The organism is Acidicapsa ligni (genome assembly GCF_025685655.1).
GTDB lineage: Bacteria > Acidobacteriota > Terriglobia > Terriglobales > Acidobacteriaceae > Acidicapsa > Acidicapsa ligni.
Window position 1 is genome coordinate 717,691 of the sequence record NZ_JAGSYG010000003.1, and the last position, 20,835, is coordinate 738,525.

Annotated in this window: 17 protein-coding genes; 7 read left to right on the plus strand and 10 right to left on the minus strand. The window is 55.9% G+C overall.

Annotation, left to right across the window (positions count from 1 at the left end; all coding sequences use genetic code 11):
• The first annotated feature begins 13 nt into the window (after positions 1-13).
• From OHL19_RS13265 to OHL19_RS13280, 4 genes are all read left to right on the plus strand, one after another.
• Positions 14-1,480: a cytochrome P450 gene (locus OHL19_RS13265; RefSeq protein ID WP_263358175.1), complete on the plus strand. Its 1,467-nt coding sequence runs from the start codon at positions 14-16 to the stop codon at positions 1,478-1,480.
• A 98-nt stretch (positions 1,481-1,578) separates the two neighbouring features.
• Complete coding sequence (locus OHL19_RS13270; RefSeq protein WP_263358176.1) at positions 1,579-2,940, plus strand: FAD-binding protein; 1,362 nt, start codon at positions 1,579-1,581, stop codon at positions 2,938-2,940.
• A gap of 53 nt (positions 2,941-2,993) precedes the next feature.
• Positions 2,994-4,094 (plus strand): DNA polymerase III subunit, encoded by a 1,101-nt coding sequence (locus tag OHL19_RS13275; protein ID WP_263358177.1) that lies wholly within the window; start codon positions 2,994-2,996, stop codon positions 4,092-4,094.
• A gap of 324 nt (positions 4,095-4,418) precedes the next feature.
• Complete coding sequence (locus OHL19_RS13280; protein WP_263358178.1) at positions 4,419-4,865, plus strand: RNA chaperone Hfq; 447 nt, start codon at positions 4,419-4,421, stop codon at positions 4,863-4,865.
• Between the two features lie 21 nt (positions 4,866-4,886).
• Here OHL19_RS13280 and OHL19_RS13285 read toward each other — a convergent pair whose 3' ends face one another.
• A complete protein-coding gene (locus OHL19_RS13285; RefSeq protein WP_263358179.1) occupies positions 4,887-5,987 on the minus strand; it encodes an L-threonylcarbamoyladenylate synthase in 1,101 nt (366 codons plus the stop codon).
• Positions 5,988-6,083: 96 nt separating this feature from the next.
• Between OHL19_RS13285 and OHL19_RS13290 the strand changes: the two genes are divergently transcribed.
• Entirely contained in the window at positions 6,084-6,665 is a 582-nt protein-coding gene (locus OHL19_RS13290; RefSeq protein WP_263358180.1) for a class IV adenylate cyclase, read from the plus strand.
• A gap of 137 nt (positions 6,666-6,802) precedes the next feature.
• Here the strand turns inward: OHL19_RS13290 and secA are convergent, their stop codons facing one another.
• The 3 genes from secA to glgA form a co-directional block, all read right to left on the minus strand.
• The gene (gene secA, locus OHL19_RS13295) at positions 6,803-9,784 is read right to left on the minus strand and encodes a preprotein translocase subunit SecA (RefSeq protein WP_263358181.1); all 2,982 of its coding nucleotides are present in this window, start codon (positions 9,782-9,784) and stop codon (positions 6,803-6,805) included.
• Positions 9,785-9,971: 187 nt separating this feature from the next.
• Positions 9,972-10,382, minus strand: a complete 411-nt coding sequence (locus OHL19_RS13300; RefSeq protein WP_263358182.1) for a hypothetical protein — start codon at positions 10,380-10,382, stop codon at positions 9,972-9,974.
• A gap of 43 nt (positions 10,383-10,425) precedes the next feature.
• Positions 10,426-11,892: a glycogen synthase GlgA gene (glgA, locus tag OHL19_RS13305; RefSeq protein ID WP_263358183.1), complete on the minus strand. Its 1,467-nt coding sequence runs from the start codon at positions 11,890-11,892 to the stop codon at positions 10,426-10,428.
• A 242-nt stretch (positions 11,893-12,134) separates the two neighbouring features.
• Here glgA and OHL19_RS13310 point away from each other — a divergent pair, with 242 nt between their 5' ends.
• Positions 12,135-12,860 (plus strand): GNAT family N-acetyltransferase, encoded by a 726-nt coding sequence (locus OHL19_RS13310; RefSeq protein ID WP_263358184.1) that lies wholly within the window; start codon positions 12,135-12,137, stop codon positions 12,858-12,860.
• A gap of 69 nt (positions 12,861-12,929) precedes the next feature.
• Positions 12,930-13,733: a 16S rRNA (adenine(1518)-N(6)/adenine(1519)-N(6))-dimethyltransferase RsmA gene (gene rsmA, locus OHL19_RS13315; protein WP_263358185.1), complete on the plus strand. Its 804-nt coding sequence runs from the start codon at positions 12,930-12,932 to the stop codon at positions 13,731-13,733.
• Between the two features lie 102 nt (positions 13,734-13,835).
• Here rsmA and OHL19_RS13320 read toward each other — a convergent pair whose 3' ends face one another.
• The 6 genes from OHL19_RS13320 to prfB form a co-directional block, all read right to left on the minus strand.
• A complete protein-coding gene (locus OHL19_RS13320) occupies positions 13,836-15,470 on the minus strand; it encodes a FecR family protein (protein ID WP_263358186.1) in 1,635 nt (544 codons plus the stop codon).
• 155 nt (positions 15,471-15,625) lie between these two features.
• On the minus strand, positions 15,626-16,315 hold the full coding sequence (locus OHL19_RS13325; RefSeq protein ID WP_263358187.1) for a hypothetical protein: 690 nt from the start codon (positions 16,313-16,315) through the stop codon (positions 15,626-15,628).
• Complete coding sequence (gene ruvC, locus OHL19_RS13330; protein WP_263358188.1) at positions 16,312-16,866, minus strand: crossover junction endodeoxyribonuclease RuvC; 555 nt, start codon at positions 16,864-16,866, stop codon at positions 16,312-16,314. The genes OHL19_RS13325 and ruvC overlap by 4 nt, the downstream gene beginning before the upstream one ends.
• A 21-nt stretch (positions 16,867-16,887) precedes the next feature.
• Positions 16,888-19,023: a protein-disulfide reductase DsbD family protein gene (locus OHL19_RS13335; RefSeq protein ID WP_263358190.1), complete on the minus strand. Its 2,136-nt coding sequence runs from the start codon at positions 19,021-19,023 to the stop codon at positions 16,888-16,890.
• A gap of 150 nt (positions 19,024-19,173) precedes the next feature.
• Positions 19,174-19,647 (minus strand): CoA-binding protein, encoded by a 474-nt coding sequence (locus OHL19_RS13340; RefSeq protein ID WP_263358191.1) that lies wholly within the window; start codon positions 19,645-19,647, stop codon positions 19,174-19,176.
• 14 nt (positions 19,648-19,661) lie between these two features.
• Positions 19,662-20,808 (minus strand): peptide chain release factor 2 gene (gene prfB / locus OHL19_RS13345; RefSeq protein WP_263358192.1). Its coding sequence is split into 2 segments (ribosomal slippage): positions 19,662-20,732 and positions 20,734-20,808, totalling 1,146 coding nucleotides; the frame shifts between segments, so codons are not numbered across the junction.
• Positions 20,809-20,835 lie beyond the last annotated feature (27 nt).

A 20,835-nucleotide genomic window follows, 5' to 3' on the forward strand; every position in this document is an offset into this window, starting at 1 on the left:
ACCAAGTAAGTCTATGCCGCTTAAAGATATTCCGACGACCAGCAATCCAGCGGTAATAGCCAAGGGCAAGTACCGGTTTCCGCCCGGATTACGCTGGAATTTGCCGTTTTATTTCCTGCGCAGATTCTTTCGCCCAGGCAATCCCATTCTGCTGTTTGAATACCTGTCGAAGTTTGGCAGGGCGGCGCACTATCGCCTCTTCTGGCATCACATTCTGCTACTGAATGACCCCAGCGACATTCGCGAAGTCCTCGTGGACAAAGCGCAGTTCTTCATCAAAGAACGCACGCAGAAACGGATGAAGATCCTGCTTGGCGAAGGGCTGATCACATCCGATGGCGAGACACATAAGAGGCATCGACGCATTGCCGCACCGGCCTTTCATCGCCAGCGAATTCAGGCTTATGCCGAGACGATTGTCAGCCATGCTGCGGCAATGCGCACCCAATGGAGTAATGGAAAACAGTTCGATGCAGCTTCCGAAATGATGCGTCTGGCCCTGCAAATCACAGCGCGAACGCTATTCGATACAGAGGTCACGGCGGAGATTCACACCATCAACGATGAAGCAAATGCGGTGATGGAAATATACAACGCTTTGACCGCTATGCCCAACGCGGAGTTGCTGCTCAAGCTACGTGTACCGGTGCCGGTACTGGTCCGTTTTCGCAAGTCGAAGAAGAGGCTCGATTCGGTAGTGGACTCAATGATTGCGCGTAAACAGGCAGAGATAGCAAAAGCGAACGCAAAGAACCGCGCTATTGGAGGCGACTTGCTCTCAATGCTCATTGCTGCTCGCGATGAAGAAGCCGGTAGCAATAGTCTCAACGCCAGCATCAAAACCGGACTCTCTGCATCTGAACTTCGCGATGAAGTGCTCACAATCTTTCTCGCCGGATACGAGACTGTAGCCAATGCGCTTTCGTGGACATGGTTACTGCTCGGCCAAAATCCCGAATCAGAGGCGCGCCTGCACGCTGAACTCGATACGGTGCTCCAGGACTCCTCAGGGCAGCCCCGCTTGCCCACGCTTGAAGACTATCCGCGACTGCCATATACCGAGATGGTGGTGGCGGAGGCCATGCGACTCTATCCGCCAGCATGGGCGATGGGGCGGCAGGCTACGCAGGATATCGAAATTGGCCCCTATCGCATCCCTCGCGGAAGCTTCGTTTTCTTCAGTCAATATATCGTTCAACGTAACCCGAAATATTTCCCGGATCCGCTTGAATTTAGGCCTGAGCGCTTTACTGCAGAGGCCAAAGCATCGCGTCCAAAATTCGCTTACTTCCCTTTCGGCGGCGGCGGACGCCAATGCATCGGCGAATCCTTTGCATGGATGGAAGCAGTGCTCGTACTTGCCACACTGGCTCAACGCTGGCGCTTGCGCATCGTCGAGAACCAGCCAATCGAGTTACAGCCAAAGATAACTCTTCGACCAAAATTTGGCATACAAGTTATCCCGGAACTTCGCAGATGAATTCGCGATTCAATGAGGAGTGTACTTGCTCGATATGGCCGCAGATGACTACACTCGGTGAGCATTCTGACTGACATCTGGAAGGGATCGGAAAGACAATGGATAAGAGGCAATTCTTGAAAACTTCGAGTGCAATCGCGACCGGTGCTCTGCTTTCGCGCGTGGCCAACGCAGACACAGCCTCATCCACGGAGCCAACTGCCCACGAAACAAACTGGGCCGGTAATCTTCGCTATCATGCCGATCATCTCTTCGCCCCCAGGAATGTCGATGAGGTGCAGCAGACGGTGCGCAAATGCGCCAAACTACGCGCGCTTGGTTCACGACACTCGTTCAACACGATTGCCGATAGTCAATCGAATCAAATCTCGCTTGTCCATCTCGATTCGATTGATCTGGATGCGCAGGCGCATACGGTCACGGTGGGCGCTGGCGTTCGCTATGGAACGCTTGCTCCGGTTATCGACGCCAAAGGTTTTGCGGTGCATAACCTGGCCTCACTGCCTCATATAACCGTTGCCGGTGCCATTGCCACGGCCACACACGGCTCTGGAATTAAAAATGGTAACCTCGCCACGGCAGTTCGAGGGCTGGAGATTGTCGACTCCTACGGGAACGTGAAGACATTCTCCCGTGAGAAAGATGGCGAAGATTTTCTCGGCTCTGTTGTTGCACTCGGCGCGCTGGGCATTGTGACCAAGGTCACGCTCAATGTACTGCCGCGCTTTGATATGACACAGGTGGTTTATCGCAATCTCTCCATCAATGAGCTGGAGCATAATCTCGAAACGATCATGGGTAGTGGTTACAGCGTGAGCCTGTTTACCGACTGGCAAAACCACAAGATCAACCAGGTCTGGATCAAGCGCCGTGTCAAGCCCGGCGAACATCACGAGATCGCGGCAGAGTTTTACGGGGCAAAGCGCGCCACAGAGAACATGCATCCCATCGATGGTCATTCCGCGGTGAATTGCACCGAACAGATGGGCGTTCCAGGCCCCTGGTATGAACGGATGCCGCATTTCAAGATGAACTTCACTCCCTCAAGCGGAGCCGAGTTGCAGACGGAGTATTTCGTATCGCGCGATCGCGGTTATGAAGCGATCCGGGCCGTGGAGGAGCTGCGTGACAAGATCACGCCACACCTCTTTATCACCGAGATACGCGCCATTGCAGCAGACAACCTTTGGATGAGCATGGCTTATAAACGTGACTCGCTGGCGATCCACTTCACATGGAAGCCCGAGACGCCGGAAGTCCACGCTGTTCTACCGCTCATTGAGGAAAAGCTCGCCCCGTTTCAAGCAAGGCCGCACTGGGCAAAGGTCTTCACTGTGGCTCCGGAGCGATTGCACAAGCTCTACGAAAAAATGCCGGACTACAAAGCACTGATGCGACAGCATGACCCACAAGGCAAATTTCACAACGAGTTTGTGGATAAGAACGTCTTCAATGCCTAAGAGCCAGCCGTCAGGCACACTTTATCCGATGGCATTTCTGGTAGCCTCAAGATGTGGGCTTTCATGAATTTCTCGGTAACCCGGGCACTGTAGAGCGGCTGCGTGAAACCGTCCTGCACCAGCGCATTCCCCAGGCGATTATCCTTGCCGGGCCGCGCGGCGCGGGCAAATACACCCTAGCGTTGATGTACATCCGCCTCGTGAATTGCCTCAGCCCTACTGAAACCGATGGCTTGCCCGACTACTGCGGCGTGTGCCGCAACTGCGAGCGCATCGGTCAGGCCGCAGACCTTGAAGCCAAAGTCGTCGAAGCCGTCTCGGCACGCGAGGATCTACGCGAGACCGATAAGCGCGAGACTCGCATTCTTATCCAGCCGCATCCGGACATTCTGATTATTCCGCCCGATCCGCCGCAGAATCTCATCAAAATCGGCCAGGTTCGCCAGGTTATCCACAATGCCTATTATCGGCAGCCGGTCGAGGCGCGACGGTCGTTCTTCCTCTTTACCTCCTCGGCTTTCATGAAAGAAGCGGCGAACAGCCTGCTGAAAGTTCTAGAAGAACCGCCACCGAACTGCACCCTGATCCTGCTCACGGAAAATCCGGCGGAGATGCTGCCCACAATTCGCTCGCGAGCGATGCTGCACCGGCTCGGCGGCGTTCCAGTCGAGACTCTGGAAGAGTTGATCAGCAAACGTCGCCCCGAGTTGAAAGGCGCACGTCGCGCCCTGGTAGCGCGCATGGCGGGCGGGGCTGTTGGCCGTGCCCTCGGTTTTGACGTGGACGCTTATATGGCCAGCCGGCAGGACGCTCTGCTGGTTCTCAAAACCGCGCTGCGCGATCCTGACTTTTCTTCGCTCTTTCGCGCAACCGAGACCTATCGCGGCGGAGCCGATGGACAGGAAAAGACCCTCAACCTGATACGGGCTGCCAATAGCCTCATTCAAGATCTGCTGATGTTGGTCGCTGGCTCACAGCAACTCATGCGCAACCAGGACATAACCTCAGAACTGACCCAGCTTGCACAGGGCGTTTCCCTCGAATGGATTGACGGAGCGGCACGAGCGCTGTCTGAAGTGGAAAAAGGGATGCGCCGCAACCTGCTGCGGTCGCTCTCAATCGATGCCATGGCGCTCAGCCTTGAACGCGGATGAAAAACAACCTAAGGCAGGAAAGGTTGGACGTTAAGTACGGGCGTACCGCGATTTGGTTTAAATTGACCCTTAATCAGGGTTTAAGCCGATGAAAAGGCAACTACAAGTGCCCATTACGCATCTGTAATTAATAAGAAATTCAGATTTTCTTACTACCCCCTAAGTATTCGGAATTGTATTCCGTATATGTCTGTTGGATTTTTGCCGCGGTATTTGGACTGAGAAAGAACGCACGACAAGCGTTGTGCAAGAAAGTTATATGAGACAGATGCGTTCATCTCTCATGTCCCTACGAATACAGAGAGAGAACGAAAAGGAACGAGAATGGCTAAAGAAGTAATCAGAAGAAAAAGCTCTGCTTCCCCTGCGGCGAGGAGCGCGGGTGCTGTGTTAGATAATCCGGAAGAGCTAAAAAACGAAGTAGTAGCCAGCTCCATACCCTCCGCAACAGGGACGGGCATCGCTGTCACTACTCAGCCTCGAAAGCGCAGGTCACGGCCGACGCAGGCTCCATTTGCTCGATTCTCTGCGATCCAACCAGAGGAGGACTCATCTAACCGCCAGGCGGAGCGCTTTTATTTACAGAAGCAGATTCAGCAGCAGACTCCGATGGTGATCATTCTCGAAGACGGTGAACGAGTTCAGGGCGTTATCGAGTGGTATGACCGTTATTCCATCAAGGTGCGCGGCAAATCCCGGGTGCTGGTTTATAAATCCGCCATCAAATATCTGTTCAAAGCAGGCGAGATTGGAACGGCTCCGGAAATTTAATCCGTTGTCGATAAGATCCGGTCAGATCCCTGGAACCGGGCTTGTGTTGTAGGCAGCCTTGCGGAGGCGATCTCGAATCGCTTCCGCAATTCCCTCCCCCCGCGGCGTCGGACATACAATCACGGTGCAGCCAACGGCATCCAAATGCCGCAGTCCGGCAAAGAGCAGATGGGCCATCTCATCCGGCCGCGACCATCGACCCCAAGGAAAAATTACAACGGATTTGCTTCGAGACAGATTTTCCACGTCTTCGTTTCCCATCCCCTGAGGCAACATCACGCCGATTCGTTCTCCCGAATTAGCCTGAAAGTCTATCAGCGCAGCTAACTCTCGATCACTTCCTTCCACCAGGATCAATCGGGCGCGAGGCGCATAGTGGCGCAGACCAACGCCGGGCGAGGGCAGCGCTTCGCGCGGCCCGACTGCGAGTTCAGCTTCCGGGTCTGTCCGTTCCACAAATAACTCGACAGGGCCGGCCATTGCGCGAATCTGCTCAATGGTAATGGCGCCCGGCCTGTAGATAATCATCGGTGATACGCATGGATTGATGACTGTAGATTCAACGCCAAAATCGGTTGGTCCGGAATCCACAACAGCATCGATGCGGCCATCGAGATCGTCGAGGACATGATCTGCTGTCGTAGGGCTGGTATGGCCAAAACTATTGGCGCTAGGAGCAGCAATCGGCACCCCGGCACGGCGAATCAGCTCAAGAGCCACTGGATGCGCAGGCATGCGCACTCCTACGAGCGCACGGCCCGCTGTAACTGCATCCGGCACAGCCACCGATCGAGGCAGCAACAGGGTCAATGGGCCAGGCCAGAACGCCTTCATCAACCTCTGCGCGCTATCAGGAAGCTCATTCCCATTCACAATCCTGGCCAGCATGGGCTCATCCGCGATATGCACGATCAGAGGGTCCCAGCCGGGACGTTGCTTGGCTACGAAAATCTTCGCTACAGCGACTGGATCGAGTGCGTTTGCACCCAATCCATAGACTGTCTCCGTCGGCAACGCGACCGTCCCGCCGCCACGCAGGATGACCGCAGCCGTATCGAGCGCGGACTGCGCTTCCGGCTCCGCAAGGCGCTCTGCATCGACAATAAATCGCAGGGTTTCCATAGCTTGATTATCGCGTACTCGGCAACGATATCTTACTGCGGCATCTTACCGCAGCCCCTGACGGCCCACAGCAGGAATGTCGTATACTCACGACCTATGGCCGTAGTTGAAACAGAGATCAAATTCCGAGTAACCGACAAGGTCGATCTTGAGGCGCAGCTCTCCGCGCTCGGATTTCATCTTGTTACGCCCCGCAACTTTGAAAGCAACACCCTGTATGACACTCTGACACGCGAGCTGCGCGCCAAACGCGAACTGGTGCGCATTCGCAGCTACGCCGGACGATGGATACTCACGCACAAACGCATTCCTGACTCAGGTGTAGGCGAAGATCGCCACAAGCATCGCGTGGAAACAGAGACCGAAGTTTCCGATGGCGAATCGCTCGCCGTAGTCTTCCAATCCATTGGCCTAATGCCGGTCTTTCGTTATGAAAAATGGCGCACCGAATGGGCCGATGACGAAGGTCATTGCGTTGTAGATGAAACACCCGTCGGCAACTTTGCCGAGCTCGAAGGCACACCCGACTGGATCGACCGCATCGCCGCCCAACTCGGCATCGCACAGGAAGAGCGCATGACTCTTAGCTATGGGCGGCTCTTTGATCAGTGGCGCGAACGCACTGGCAGCACTGCGGAAAACCTCACCTTTTCTGCAGTGGGCGAAATCGTCAGTTAGCTTTCCGTATTTGCTTTTTCATTGCAAACAGGAGCAAATAAGAAGCGCGGCCAGCATGGAGTAGACTCGCATCAGAAGTCGTTCTACCCTCCATATCCAGCCACGCTCTCACGCCATCGAACTACCAGGAATGGTCTCTAAGCTTCCACTCCATGACACTTCTTGAACTTCTTCCCTGATCCACATGGGCAAAGATCATTCCGCCCAACCTTGCTCCCAGCGTTTCGCTGTGTCGGTTCACTGCTCGCCGCAGCGCCTGCAAAGCGCGCAGCCTCCAGCTCCCGATGCTTTCTGCGCTCGAACTCCTTCTCCAGCGCATCGATCGTTGTCGATGGCGCGCGTGTCGGAATCGATACTTCACGCGGCAGCTCCTTCGCCGTCTCCCGGGAAGGCAACTGCGCAGCGCTCTCGACCGGCGGAGCCGCAGGGACTTCCCTGTCCACCTTGGGAACCTGCGTCACCGGCTGACCATCGGGTCCCACAATCTGCATGCGGAACAGATACCGGACCGTATCCTCCTGGAACTTCACCATCATCGCCTCGAACATATCGAACGACTCGCGCTTATACTCCACCAGCGGATCCAGTTGCGCATAGCCGCGCAAACCGATTCCCTCCTTGAGATGATCCATCGCAAGTAGATGGTCCTTCCAAAGGCCATCCAACACGGACAACATCACCATGCGTTCGTGATATCGCATCGCCTCTGCGCCGAGAATCTCTTCCTTCGTTTCGTACTCTGCCTTCAGCTTGTTGAAGATTCCCTCGCCGAGTTCATGGCGCGTCAGTTCAAGTGGATCGAGTCCCTGATTATTCAGATCGAAGCCAAACTGTTCGATAAGCTTGCCCTTGAGACCCTTGATATCCCATTGATCGGGATGTTTGTCTTCAGGCGCAAACTGATCAAGCATGGTGCTCAAAATATTCGAGAGATAATCCTCAAGAATCAGCTCACGCTGCTCGACTGCAAGTAGCAGCTGACGGCGTAAACCATACACCGCCTCGCGCTGCTTGTTCATCACATCGTCATACTCAAGCAGATGTTTGCGCGACTCGAAGTTCTGCGATTCAACCGCTTTCTGTGCGCCTTCAATACGCTTGGAAATCATGCGCGACTCAATAGGTACGCCTTCTTCCATGCCGAGACGTTCAAGCAGTGTACTCACCCACGCCTTGGCGAAGATGCGCATCAAGTCATCTTCAAGCGACAGATAAAATCTTGACGCACCCGGATCGCCCTGACGACCTGCGCGGCCACGCAACTGGTTATCGATGCGCCGTGACTCATGGCGCTCCGTGCCAAGAATGAACAGGCCGCCCGCGGAGATAACGGCATCGTGATCCCGCTGCACGCCTTCTGCATGATTCTGGTAATACTCGTTCCACTGCGGTTCAGGCGTTTCAAACTCCTGGCCCTGGTAATAGAAACGCAGGAAGCCTGCAGGAGCCATAGGATTGATCGCGCCCTCTGCACCGCTAATGACGCGTGCAAGGCCATTCTTCACCAACTCCTGGCGCGTCATGAACTCGGCATTGCCGCCCAGCAGAATATCCGTACCACGACCCGCCATGTTGGTGGCAATCGTAACCATACCCAACCGGCCAGCCTGCGCAACAATCTCCGCTTCGCGCTCGTGGAACTTCGCATTCAACACGACATGCTTCACGCCTTTGCGCTGCAATGTTTGCGAAAGCAACTCGCTCTTTTCAATCGATGTGGTGCCAACGAGCACCGGCTGCCCCGTCTCATGCACCGTGGCGATGTCATCCGCCACAGCTTTGTATTTTTCCTTGATTGTCCGATAGACCACATCGGAACTATCCTCACGCAGCATCGGCTTGTTGGTTGGAATAACCGTGATGTCGAGCTTATAAATCTTGTCGAACTCGGCAGCCTCAGTCTCCGCTGTTCCTGTCATGCCGGAGAGTTTTTTGTACAAGCGGAAGTAGTTCTGGAAGGTGATCGTCGCCAGCGTCTGATCTTCCTTGCGGATGCTCACGCCTTCCTTCGCTTCGACGGATTGATGCAGTCCATCGGACCAGCGACGACCTGGCATCAGGCGGCCTGTGAAGGTATCCACGATGATAACTTCGCCTTCTTTGACGACGTAATCCACATCGCGTTTATACAGCGAATGCGCCTTGATACCCGTCTCGACATAATGCTTCAGATCCCAGTTTTCCGGGTCGGCAATGTTTCCGATGCCAAGCAGTTCTTCAATCTTGAACCAGCCCTCATCCGTCACGCCGATGGACCGCTGCTTTTCATCCACGACATAATCGCCGGTGAAAATCTTGGCTTCTCCCTGGCCCGGATCTGTCTCTTCTCCCAACTCAAGCTGCGGAATAATCTTGCGCACTCGCGCATATTTGTCCGTAGTCTGATCCGTTGGTCCGGAGATGATCAACGGCGTACGAGACTCATCGATGAGAATAGAATCGACTTCGTCCACGATGGCGTAATACTGGCCACGCTGTACACAGTCCTTGAGCTCGAACTTCATGTTGTCGCGCAGGTAATCGAAGCCAAACTCATTGTTGGTGCCATAGGTGATATCGGCCGCATACGCATCGCGACGCTGGCTGTCATCAAGATCATGCACGATCACGCCGACGGTGAGCCCGAGGAACTCATAGATCTTGCCCATCCACTCGGCATCACGCTTAGCCAGGTAATCGTTGACCGTGACCACATGTACGCCATGCCCCGCGAGCGCGTTCAGATAGCAGGCCAGCGTGGCGACAAGTGTCTTTCCTTCACCGGTACGCATCTCGGCGATCTTGCCCTGGTGCAGCACCATGCCACCAATCATCTGCACATCGAAGTGACGCATTTTGACAGCACGTTTACCTGCTTCGCGAACCACAGCGAAAGCCTCGGGCAACAGCTCGTCAAGTGCCGCGTCTTCTGCAGCCTTGATGGCGTCAGGATCTGTCAGGCCTTCAATACGTGCCGCAATCCGAGCGCGAAACTCGAGAGTCCGGCCGCGCAATTGCTCATCGGAAAGCGGAGCAATCTGTGATTCAAACGACTGGATAGCAGCAACTCTGGGCAACAGGCGCTTCACTGCGCGATCGTTGCTGGTACCAAAAACTTTTGTTAGCACATTACCGAACACGGCAGAACTCTCCATCTCTCAGTTTAAATGCCGCACGATTGCGCAGCGTCGATACAGGTCTCCGGGCAGAGCACAACGATAAAGCATTCCTCCATCGACGGCACAAAATAAGGCCATTGAATCGAATGGATTGAGCTGGAATCGTGCGCGTAACCCGCGTCCGAACGAGAACCGGTCCATTGGAAAACTAAGGAGCCGGGCTTCCGCTATGCTCGAAAATCCCCAGGGATGGGGACAACGGCCTGCAGGATGCAACCAAAGCAGGCCCTGAGCAAACCTCAGGCGCAGATGCCAGAACCGACAGCATCACCGGCGCAGATTGAAGCGAATGACCTAAACGGCTTGAAACATGAAAGAGATTCCCCGACCATGTCGCAAAGCTCATCCTGGTGCGCTTGCGACCAACGACGCGCAACGAAGAACTGGTTGCACTCCGAAGCGCCTCTCCCGCCGGATTGACCTGAAGCTGACCACCAGCGCGGAAAATCAGCCCACCGCTCGTGTCGCCACCAGTCTGCGCCACAGAATGCGCCAAAGCAACGTCCGCCAGAAGAACCAGCAGAAACAGTAGATACGTCGCTCGGTCAAACCTCTTCATAATCCGTAATCCGTTGTTACTAGAATACAGGATGAACTCTCCGTTATCCTCTCCGCCTTAGAACCTCTTCATAAACCTCGACATACTCGCGCGCCGGATGCGCCCACGCATAATCCTTCGCCATCCCATTCCGCATCAGCGTCTGCCAGCCAGGCTTGTCGTTGGCAAACACCCAGAGAGCGCGGTCGATCGCCCACAACAGATCCCCCGCATGGTATCCCGAGAACTTGAAGCCAGTCCCCGTCCGATTATCCGCGTTCCACTCTTCGATCGTGTCCTCAAGACCACCCGTCGCGCGAACCACCGGCACCGTCCCATACTTCAGCGAATAAATCTGGTTCAGTCCGCAAGGCTCATATCGCGAAGGCATCAGGAACATATCCGCGCCCGCTTCGACCTTGTGCGCCAGCGCATCGTCATAGCGAACCTGCACCGCGACCTGCACCGGTTTACGCTGCGCCCAACTGCGGAAGAAATTCTCGTAATACGGTTCTCCACTCCCCAGGGCAACGACGGCGAGGTTGCGGTCGGTCATCTGGTCCGCAATCTGGGACACTAGATCGAAACCCTTTTGCGTGGCAAACCGTGAAACAATCCCGATGATCGCCGTGTCATCCTGAACGCCCTCCAAACCGAAGGCGTGCAGAAGATCACGGCGGCACTCTGCCTTGCCTGCCAGATTTTCCGGCGAATAGTGGGCCGCCAGTTTGGGATCGTGGGCTGGATTCCAGTGAGCATAATCGACGCCATTAAGAATCCCGCGCAGATCCCAGTGACGCTTCCGCAGCAGACCGTCCAGGCCCGCGCCAAACTCACCGGTCTGGATCTCCTTTGCGTACGTCGGGCTGACCGTCGTCAGGTAGTCCGAATAGACAAGGCCGCCTTTGAGGAAATTGAAGGTGTCGTTCTGCTCCACCTTATCCACAGTGAACATGTCCCACGGCAGCAGCAGTTGCGGAGTAGTCGAGGGCGGGAACCATCCCTGGTAGCCCGCGTTGTGGATTGTAAGCACCGTTCCCGCAGTGCGAAGCGCTGGATCGAAGTAATACACGCTGTGCAGATAAACGGGCAGCATGGCCGCCTGCCAGTCATGCACGTGAAAGATGTCCGGAACGCCTAGCTGCTTGGATGCCTCAAGAACTGCGCGACAGAAGAGGCCGAAGCGCTCCGCATTGTCTCCGTAGTCGCCTGCCCCACTCCTCGGACCATAGAAACCGTCTCGATCAAAAAGCTCCGGGCAGTCCACAAAGTAATACTGCACTCCGTCTCGTAAACCGCCATCGACAATACCGGCGAAGCGGTTGTAATACTCGAACGGAATGGTGATCGAGCGCACGGCAAAGGTCAATTGCTCCGGCAAAAATGGCCGCACCGTGCGATAAAGCGGTATGTAAACGGAGACTTGATGCCCCAGCTTGACCAGCTCCGGTGGCAACGCACCGACAACATCGGCCAACCCGCCGGTCTTGGCAAACGGCACACACTCCGAGGCAGCAAATACAATATGCATACGAACTCTCCTCTGCCGCGAACACGCCGCATTACTCTCAGATGCGCAACCCCGGCGGACAGAATCTAAATTTTGAGCAATTCCTAAACGCAATCCCTAAACAAGGCTATTGGGGCGTAACCGATTCAGCCACATCGGACTAGCTCCCAAATGGCCCAACCCGCCAAGTCTACTACGCGTTTCATTAGGACGTAGGCAACGAGCAGACAGGACTTGCCATTTTGCATCGAACCGAAAATATCGTGAGTCTCATTCGTATGGGAAATGTATGCAACCCCCACCCGCTCGACCAGCCCATCTGGAACGCACTTCGCACCGAACATCACTCCGTAGCCCTGGGCAACCACCTCGCGCAGCGCTATCCCGCCGCCATCGGGCCGCTCAGCGGAATCGCGAATCAGGACCACGACAGCTATGAGGCCCTGCGCACCCTTGCCGGCCCCGGCGGAGTCGTCGCTCTCTTCCTTGAAGAGGAGCCAATCGTTCCTCCCGGCTGGAAAATGATCCGCGGTGGACATCTCAATCAAATGATTCTTCAACCCGACGCCAGCTTGAATTGGACCGAAAGCACGGAGCTCGAAGGCATTCGGCAGCTCAACCCAGGGGACGTACCCGCTATGGTCGAGCTGGCCACGCTCACAGAACCTGGTCCGTTCGCCGAACGGACAATCGAATTAGGAAACTTTTTCGGATTTTTCGAAGATGGTCGTCTCCTGGCCATGGCCGGACAGCGCATGCACCTGCCCGATTACGTCGAGGTCAGCGCCGTCTGCACACATCCCGATGGACGCCGCCGCGGACTCGCACGAATCCTCATGATCAAAGCCATGCAGGATATCCTCCAACGAGGCAAAACGCCTTTCCTGCACGCTTTTTCTACCAATTCCGATGCCATTCGTGTCTATCGCGATCTGGGATTCACCCTGCGCCAAACGTTCAATCTCTCCGTTCTGAAAAATGATCTTTAAACACAATGCTGAAATGCCGTGCGCCTGAAGACGCCGCCCCGTCCCGTTCCACTAAGATGAAAGATGCATATGCCCACCAAACCTAAGCTCGGGCAAAACTTCTTACGCGATCCCCAGGCTATCCAACGAATTGTGGCTGCCCTGGGCAATCTCAGCTCCCGCACAGTTGTCGAAATCGGACCAGGCAAAGGAGCCATCACCGAGGCACTCGCCTCGCGAGCTGGCCATCTGATTGCCATTGAACTTGACCGCGAGCTGGCGTGGAATCTGCAGGAGCGATTTTCCCCGGAAAAAGGCGTTTCCAACGTCAGCGTCGTTCGCAAGGATGTATTGGAGTTCGATTTTGCCGCGGCGGCCAAAGAGGCTGGGCAGCCGCTGCTGGTCGTCGGAAATCTGCCGTATTACATTACTTCGCCAATTCTGTTGAGGCTTGCAGCCCAGGCTTCTTCGCTCGAACGAGCCGTACTGATGGTGCAGCGTGAGGTTGCCGATCGCGTTACTGCCGACCACGGTTCGCGCGACTACGGACTGCTCTCGGCAACGCTGCAACTCTACGGGCCAGCCGAGAATCTGTTTACACTACCGCCGGAAGCTTTTGCGCCGCCGCCGGAAGTGCACTCGACTGTCTTCCGCTGGAGTTTTGTACCCACCTTTGCCCAGCTTGGAGTGACCGAAGCGCCGTTTATCAGCTTCCTCAAGCAATGCTTCGCACAAAAGCGCAAGACCCTGTCGAATAACCTGCGCGCTGCTGGATTTACCGCGGATGCAATTGCGAAGGCCTATACCAGCGCCGAAGTTCCAGCACAGGTTCGCGCCGAGGCGCTGCCGATCGATAAATTTGCGGCCATCTGGCGCACGCTGGTCGAGGGCTAGTCCTCAAACGAATTGCGCATCTCTAAAACAAAACCGCCGATCCCGTTGTTTCTCGGGATCGGCGATTTTGTTCTGCCTATTTCACAGAATTAGACGTACGTTTTACCTGTGCGAACCACCACCGCCATGCGATGCTGCCGGAGCTGAATGTCCACCACCACCGCCGCTGTAGGACTGGGCTCGCGGCGCAGGTGCCGGTGCAGGTCTGCTCGCCGGTGCAGATGGCCGCTGCACACTGCCTGGCCGATATGTCTGAGAGTAGCCATTTCCACCGTGATATGCTCCCGAGGATCCAGACCGGCTAACGAAGCCATTGGTCCCGTTAGTCCCATTTCCACCATGATCAAAAGCCGGACGAGGCTCCGAAGGACGAAGCGGCTCAACCGTATGCCCCGCGATCACAACCGGACCATTGCCGCCAACGTGGATTGGCCGCGTCGGAGCCCCGGCTGGACGATGATCGACTGGAACAACAGCCTGCAACGTACCTCTTGAGCCGACCGGACGAGGATGAACAGGACCAGGCAAAGGACGACTTGGTGGGTGATATCCATTCGGACCACGTCCGATACGGAAGCCCCATCCACGGCCGAAGCCGCCGCCGCCAAAACCGTAACCCCACCACGGACTGCAGCCACCGGCGCCCGCACCCCAACCCCAGCCAAAGCCGTCATAGTAATTCCATAATCCGCATTGGAAAGGCGTGTATCCCCAGCTATAACCGGAGACCCAGACATAGCCGTAACGCGGATAGAAAACCCAGTGCCCATAGCCATAGGGATCCCAGCTCGCGCCCTGTGCCTGCGCATCATACGGAGACCAGACATAGCCCTGTCCGGGAACGTTGTACCAACTACCGTTGGCATCGAGATCGCTCATTCCAACACTCGCGCCATTGCCTGCATCGCCAGAAGCTGCCGTGCGATTTGCATCCTCGCCATTCAGGAACTGGTCGCGGTCCGCATTCCAGTCGTCCCACGTGTCTGGTTCGATCTTGTCTGTCAGGGAGTAGCGAGCTGCATCTGTGGGATTCAGATCGAGATTCTGGCCACCATGAAGATCCAACTGCACAGCGGCGCCGCGCCCGAAATGGATGTCTCCATCAAAGACCGCGAGACTGCCTGGAGGCGTATCCACATTCACGCGTACGACTGCAAAATTGAGCGCGCTGAAAGACGCTGCCCCGTAATTCACTCGCAGAGCATGTGCGGATGTGCTCGGCTGCAGCTCAAAATAGGCTAATCCCTGGTTGAGAACAACTTCACTGCCAGAGTTCGTCCCCTGCTGCTGTAGAACGGCAAATGTCACAGTGCTGTTCGGCGAAAGACGGACAATACTCCCATCCTCAAACTGAATCTCAGCGCGTCCATCGTTGCCGGTCATGACCTGCGTACCCTCAAAAAGAGGCAGATTCGCATAGGCAGGATCAGCGATGACTTGGCCATCCTGCAAAACCTGCACCTGTCCTTCGACGCTGCTCAGACGGAGCGCGCGCGAATCGACGGGTGCTCCCGTATCAGCGCTGGCGGTAGCAGAGGTATTGCCTGATTCCACGTTCGGAAGCTCTGCGTTTGGAAGTTCTGCTGCGCGAAGAGTCAGCCCCGCACCCAGCATCCCCGACAACACCCCGGCACCGAGCATCAACGCAAAGATGCGAAAGCCCGTACCCGACCTGACAGCTCGCGATGCAACGGCACGATTTGTCCTACGATTGACATCTACGGCATAACTTTTCATGGAGACACTCTCCCGGGCGACTACACGCCCATAACTAAGCTGACTAAGTCGGCGATCCAGCTCCCTGCCGACGAATAAGGCTTCCTATAGTAAGACCCAAACTAAGTGCAAAAGTCGCAGAACTGCAAGAAAGTTACAATTGAGCGACATCCTTGTTATTGTGTGGCTTTCAATAACAGACGAGCCCTGGTACGTACCCGCTCAAGAACGCTTTCATCGCTGGCAATCTTCCCCAGCGTCTCGCGAATTACGCCTATCTCAAGCGCATTGCCATTGCGCGCGTTAATGGCAAGATCACTCATTGCCTGATCCAGACCGAGACGGTCATGCTGCAACAACATCTCAAGACTGGCACCGATCACGATCGTGTTTTCAACGGAGAGCAGAGAATCCCCCAATGCCTGTATCTGCTTGTCCTTCGAGTAGTTATATTCACAGCTCCCGGTGCCCTCAGGGCCTGAGTAACTCAGCCGCTTGGTTCCCTGGAACGCAACCTTGAGGTTGCCTTCGCACGGAAAGTCGAACAACTGACGTTGCCGTGCAACGGTAAATGCCTGCGCGGTAAATGCCGGACTTAGTTGGATTGCCCGATGAATTTCCCCAACCTGAATACGGTGGCTTGCAGCGTCCGTCAGATGACTCGGATCTGCATCGAACCAGCCGTTACCGTCTTCGCCGAATTTCATGACCCAGTGAGACGGCAGCAACCTGGCATTGGTAAATTCCACTTGGAAGGTCGCCGTCGGCTTTGCAGGCTGCTGCGCCCGGGATTCCCTCCCCGCGAAAAGTATCCCTGCGACGGCCAGTACAACGGCCATCTTCAGGCGAATCCGAATCTGTCTCATCGCACAGCCCCCTTAGCCGACCCCGACTTAGCCGATCCCGATCGAGGGATGGCATTCTGCGCATCCAGCGTCTGGGAGGTGTGAATATGGCAGATGGCGATCGCTAGGGCATCGGCGGCATCCGGAGGCTCAGGTGGCGCTGCCAACTCCAGCAGCCGGGCAACCATGAACTGTACCTGCTCCTTGGCTGCCAATCCATACCCCACGACTGACGATTTAATTTTCAACGGAGCATACTCCGCCAGCGGCAAGTTGAGACGAGCCGCTGAAAGCAGCGCCACCCCGCGCACCTGACCAAGTTTAAGCGCCGACTTGGCATTCACTGAATAAAATACTTCTTCAATGGCGACCACGTCCGGCTGCCACCGCTCCAGCTCAGCGGTCAGCTCTTCAAACACCTGCCGGAGACGCATTGCCATGGTCTTCTGTTTCGAGAGCCTGATCGCGCCAAAAGCTCGACAATCCAGACGAGGACGGCGGCTCGTCTCATCGGATTCAACTACCCCATAGCCGGTAATTTCAGTGCCGCAATCGATCCCAAAAACGCGCATTCTCCTGAGTTTACCCCAGGGCTACTTCTGCCCGGAGAGAGATGCAGAGCCAGCGCCCGGCAACTTGCTCAACGCGTCAATGACGATGCCGGGAGTCAGGACTTCAGGAAGCAGTGTCGGCGCATCCGTGCTGCCTGGCGCATAGAGCGCATAAGCTGGCACACCGCTGCGTCCATATGACGTAAGCACCTGAGAAATCGCATCATCGTGCGAAGTCCAATCCGCTTTCAGCAGTGCGACATTGCCCTTGCGAAATGCATCGTCCACCTGCGCAGTACGCAGAGCCACACGCTCATTGACCTGGCAGCTAAGGCACCAGCTCGCGGTGAAATCAACGAAAACCGGTCGTCCTGCAGCACGATATTTATCAACAGCGGCCTGCGACCACGGCTCCCAACGGCTGCCGTCAGCGCTCGCCTGGGCTGTGGAGCCCGTCGATACAGGCGCAGCCATCGTTTGAACTCCATAAATACAGGCTACGATTGCCAGCACCACAACCAGTACAGCGGTAAATGTAGGAATACGCTTTGCCGGCCAGCGTCCGAGAATCCACCCGGCAATGGCCAACAGGAGAAAAGTTGCCAGAAGTGCCGCGACCCCGGTTGCGCCGCGCGTCTGCGCCAGCACCCACGCCAGCCAGATCACTGTCGCAAAGATCGGAACAGCCGTCGCCTGCTTCAGCACTTCCATCCATGCACCCGGACGAGGCAGCAGCCGTGTCCAGGCCGGTTGAAGGGTCAGTGCAAGGTAGGGTGCGGCCAGACCAAGAGCCAGCGCCGTAAAGATTGCGAACGTGACAATCGGGCTCTGCGCCAGCGCATATCCAACAGCCGCGCCCATGAAAGGAGCCGTGCAAGGTGTAGCGACAATAACCGCCAGCACTCCCGTAAAGAAACTGCCCGCGTAGCCCTGTTTATTGGCAAGCGAGCCACCCGTGCTGGTCAATGTGAGGCCGATCTCAAACTGCCCGGCCAACGAAAGACCAAGGAAAAAGAGCAGTCCAGCCATGAGCGCGACGAAGATGGGCGATTGAAATTGAAATCCCCAACCCAGGGTCGCTCCTGCAGCTCGAAGCCCCAGCAGCGCACCCACCAGCACCCAGAAAGAAACCACGATTCCGGCCGTGTAAACAAAGCCGTGGCTACGCTGTTTGTGCTTCTCTTCGCTGGAGGACTGCACCAGCGAAAGCCCCTTAATAAAGAGCACGGGAAAAACACACGGCATAAGGTTGAGGATGATGCCGCCAAGAAAAGCCAATCCCGCTGCCTTGATCAGGCCCGTCGCATCTGCCGGCTTGCTCGCTGTTGAAGCCGGAACCACGCCCGGAATAGCCACGACGTCATACGCCCGTCCACCGGATAATTCAACGATTCCAGCAATCTGCGCAGGCGTCGCGCCCAGAGTTGAGTCCTTCTTGAGATCGAGAACGATGCCCGTTGCAAGCGTAGAAACCGGCTGCGGAGCTGGATTATCCAATACGCTCTGCTCTGCCGGGAAAAACTGCGCAGTCGCCTCCGGCTGACCAGTCAGAACAGCCAATCGAAAACCTGTGGGCGTAGGCGTAAAAACAGCTTTCGCAGAGGTCGGCAGCGGTTTGGGCAGAGCGGTTGTTAAACGCTGCAGGAGCCCCGCATCGCCTTTGTCTACGAGATTGAATCCTGCTCCTGCTGGCAGTATTTTGCGTTCGACTCCCAGTTCCGTTTTGCCCGGAATGCAGACTTCGCGGCAAACCAGCCAGTCAACCTTCGCGTGTAGAGTAGCCGCACCCGATTTGGCAGTCGCTGCGGCGTTCAGCGCAATCGGAAAAAGAACTTCGTCTTCATAGCCAAAGTCCATCAAAGGCCCATTTGGCAGACGTTTCGGCGCAGGAAACTGCATCGCATCCGCAGTCACTCCGTCCGGCAATGTCCAGCGAATTTTGGGCGGCTCACCCGCATCTCCCGCATTTTTCCAGTAAACATGCCAACCCGACTCCAACTTGAAGTAGAGGCCAGCCTGCGCCTGCTGCCCTGCGACCAGGTCAGTCGGTGCAACAAGCTGCACATGAACATGGATGAGGTCGGCAGAAGATGGCGCCGAAGCAGTAGGGACAGCAGCTATCGCAACCCCAGGCAGGAGCACGGCGGAAACGGCGAGTATGATACCCAAAAATCGCATCGAGACTTAAATCCCCTCGGGGGTTAAATCCCCCTTATCGGCAAAGAATGTTGAGCGTTGCCACTATGAACGTTATACGTCTGAGAATCAACTTGAGACATAGGACGTTTGCCCTGTTCACCAATAGGACGCTCTTTTCGGCCAGAGGTTTCAAGCGCGTTTGGCATGCTCACGGAAAATGCAGTCGTCCTGGATGCATTTGATGCCGCAGGATTCGGCAGTTGCGATCGCTTCGTCATTGATCACGCCATCCTGAAGCCAAAGATACGGGATGCGCAGGCGAATCACGTCCTTTACGATCTCGGGAACAAACTCCGGAGCGCGGAAAACATCCACCAGGTCGATCTTGCCACCCTCGGCTGCGATTGCGGCCTGCGCATCTTCAAGCGTCGGATAGCTGACCAGCACCTTACCGTTCGCCGCAATCTCACTCAGCGCAGGGTTGACTGGCAGAACCCGGTAGCCATTCCTGTCCAGATAAGCACCGATGTTGAAGCTGGCGCGCTCCGGCTTATTGCTCATGCCAATGACGGCAATGGTTTTAGCGGTGTGCAGCATTTCGCTGATCAATTCGTCATGGCTTTGAGCGTCATGGCTTTGGGCTGGGCTTTGCTGTTCCGTCATTGCATACTCCGTGTTTATATGTCGAGATCGTCGTCTGAATTATCCGATGCAGGTGCCGTGCCACGGCGCTTCATTAAAAGAAATCCGCGCAAAAACGGTTCGAGATAGCCATCGAGAACCTTGTCCACATCTCCGACTTCAACCTTGGTGCGATGGTCCTTGGCGATGCGGTAAGGCTGTAGGACATAGGAGCGAATCTGCGAACCGAAGTTTATCTCCAGCTTCGCATCCTCTACTTCCTTGGTAATAGCTTTCTTCTTGGCCAGTTCGAACTCATAAAGGCGTGATCGCAGCATCTTCATCGCCTTATCGCGGTTCTTGATCTGGGAACGCTCGTTCTGGCAGGTCACCACAATCCCCGTCGGCAAATGCGTCATACGCACCGCAGAATCGGTAGTGTTAACGTGCTGGCCGCCCTTGCCGCCGGAACGATACGTGTCGATACGCAGGTCTTCCGTTCGAATGTTGACCTCAATCGAATCATCGATCTCCGGCGAAACATAGACGCTGGCAAAAGACGTATGACGACGCTTGGCCGAGTCAAATGGAGAGATACGCACCAGCCGATGCACGCCGGACTCGCCCGCCAGCAGGCCAAAAGCGTATTCGCCCGTGATGGTAAAAGTCGCGGATTTGATGCCCGCTTCGTCTCCATCCTGGTAGTCGTTCATCTCGGTCTTGTAGCCCTGCTGCTCCGCCCAGCGCAGGTACATGCGCATCAGCATCTCAGCCCAATCCTGGCTCTCCGTGCCGCCTGCTCCGGGGTGAACAGTAACAATGGCGTTGAGCGGATCGGTCTCGCCCGAGAGCATGGTCTTAGCTTCGAGCGCCTCACAGAACTCGCGAAGCGAATTCATCTCTCGTTCGAGATCTGGCAGCACTTCTTCAGCGCCTTCTTTGGCCAGTTCGAAGTAAGCCTCGATGTCGCCCAGCTTGCTGACCAGCTTTTCGTCGTCCGCGATGAGCAGCTCAACGCGCTTGCGATCGCGCATGATGGGCTGGCTGGCCGCAGGATTGGACCACATGGCAGGGTCGGCGAGTTTGGCTTCAGCGGATTTTAGTTCGCGATGCAGGCGAGCGGGGTCAAAGATACTCCCGCAGGTCGCGCACAGTATCGCGGAGGGGAGCGAATGCAAATTCGAGATCGTTCAATGACGACATTTCGCTTCTAGACCTGACTTTGAATTG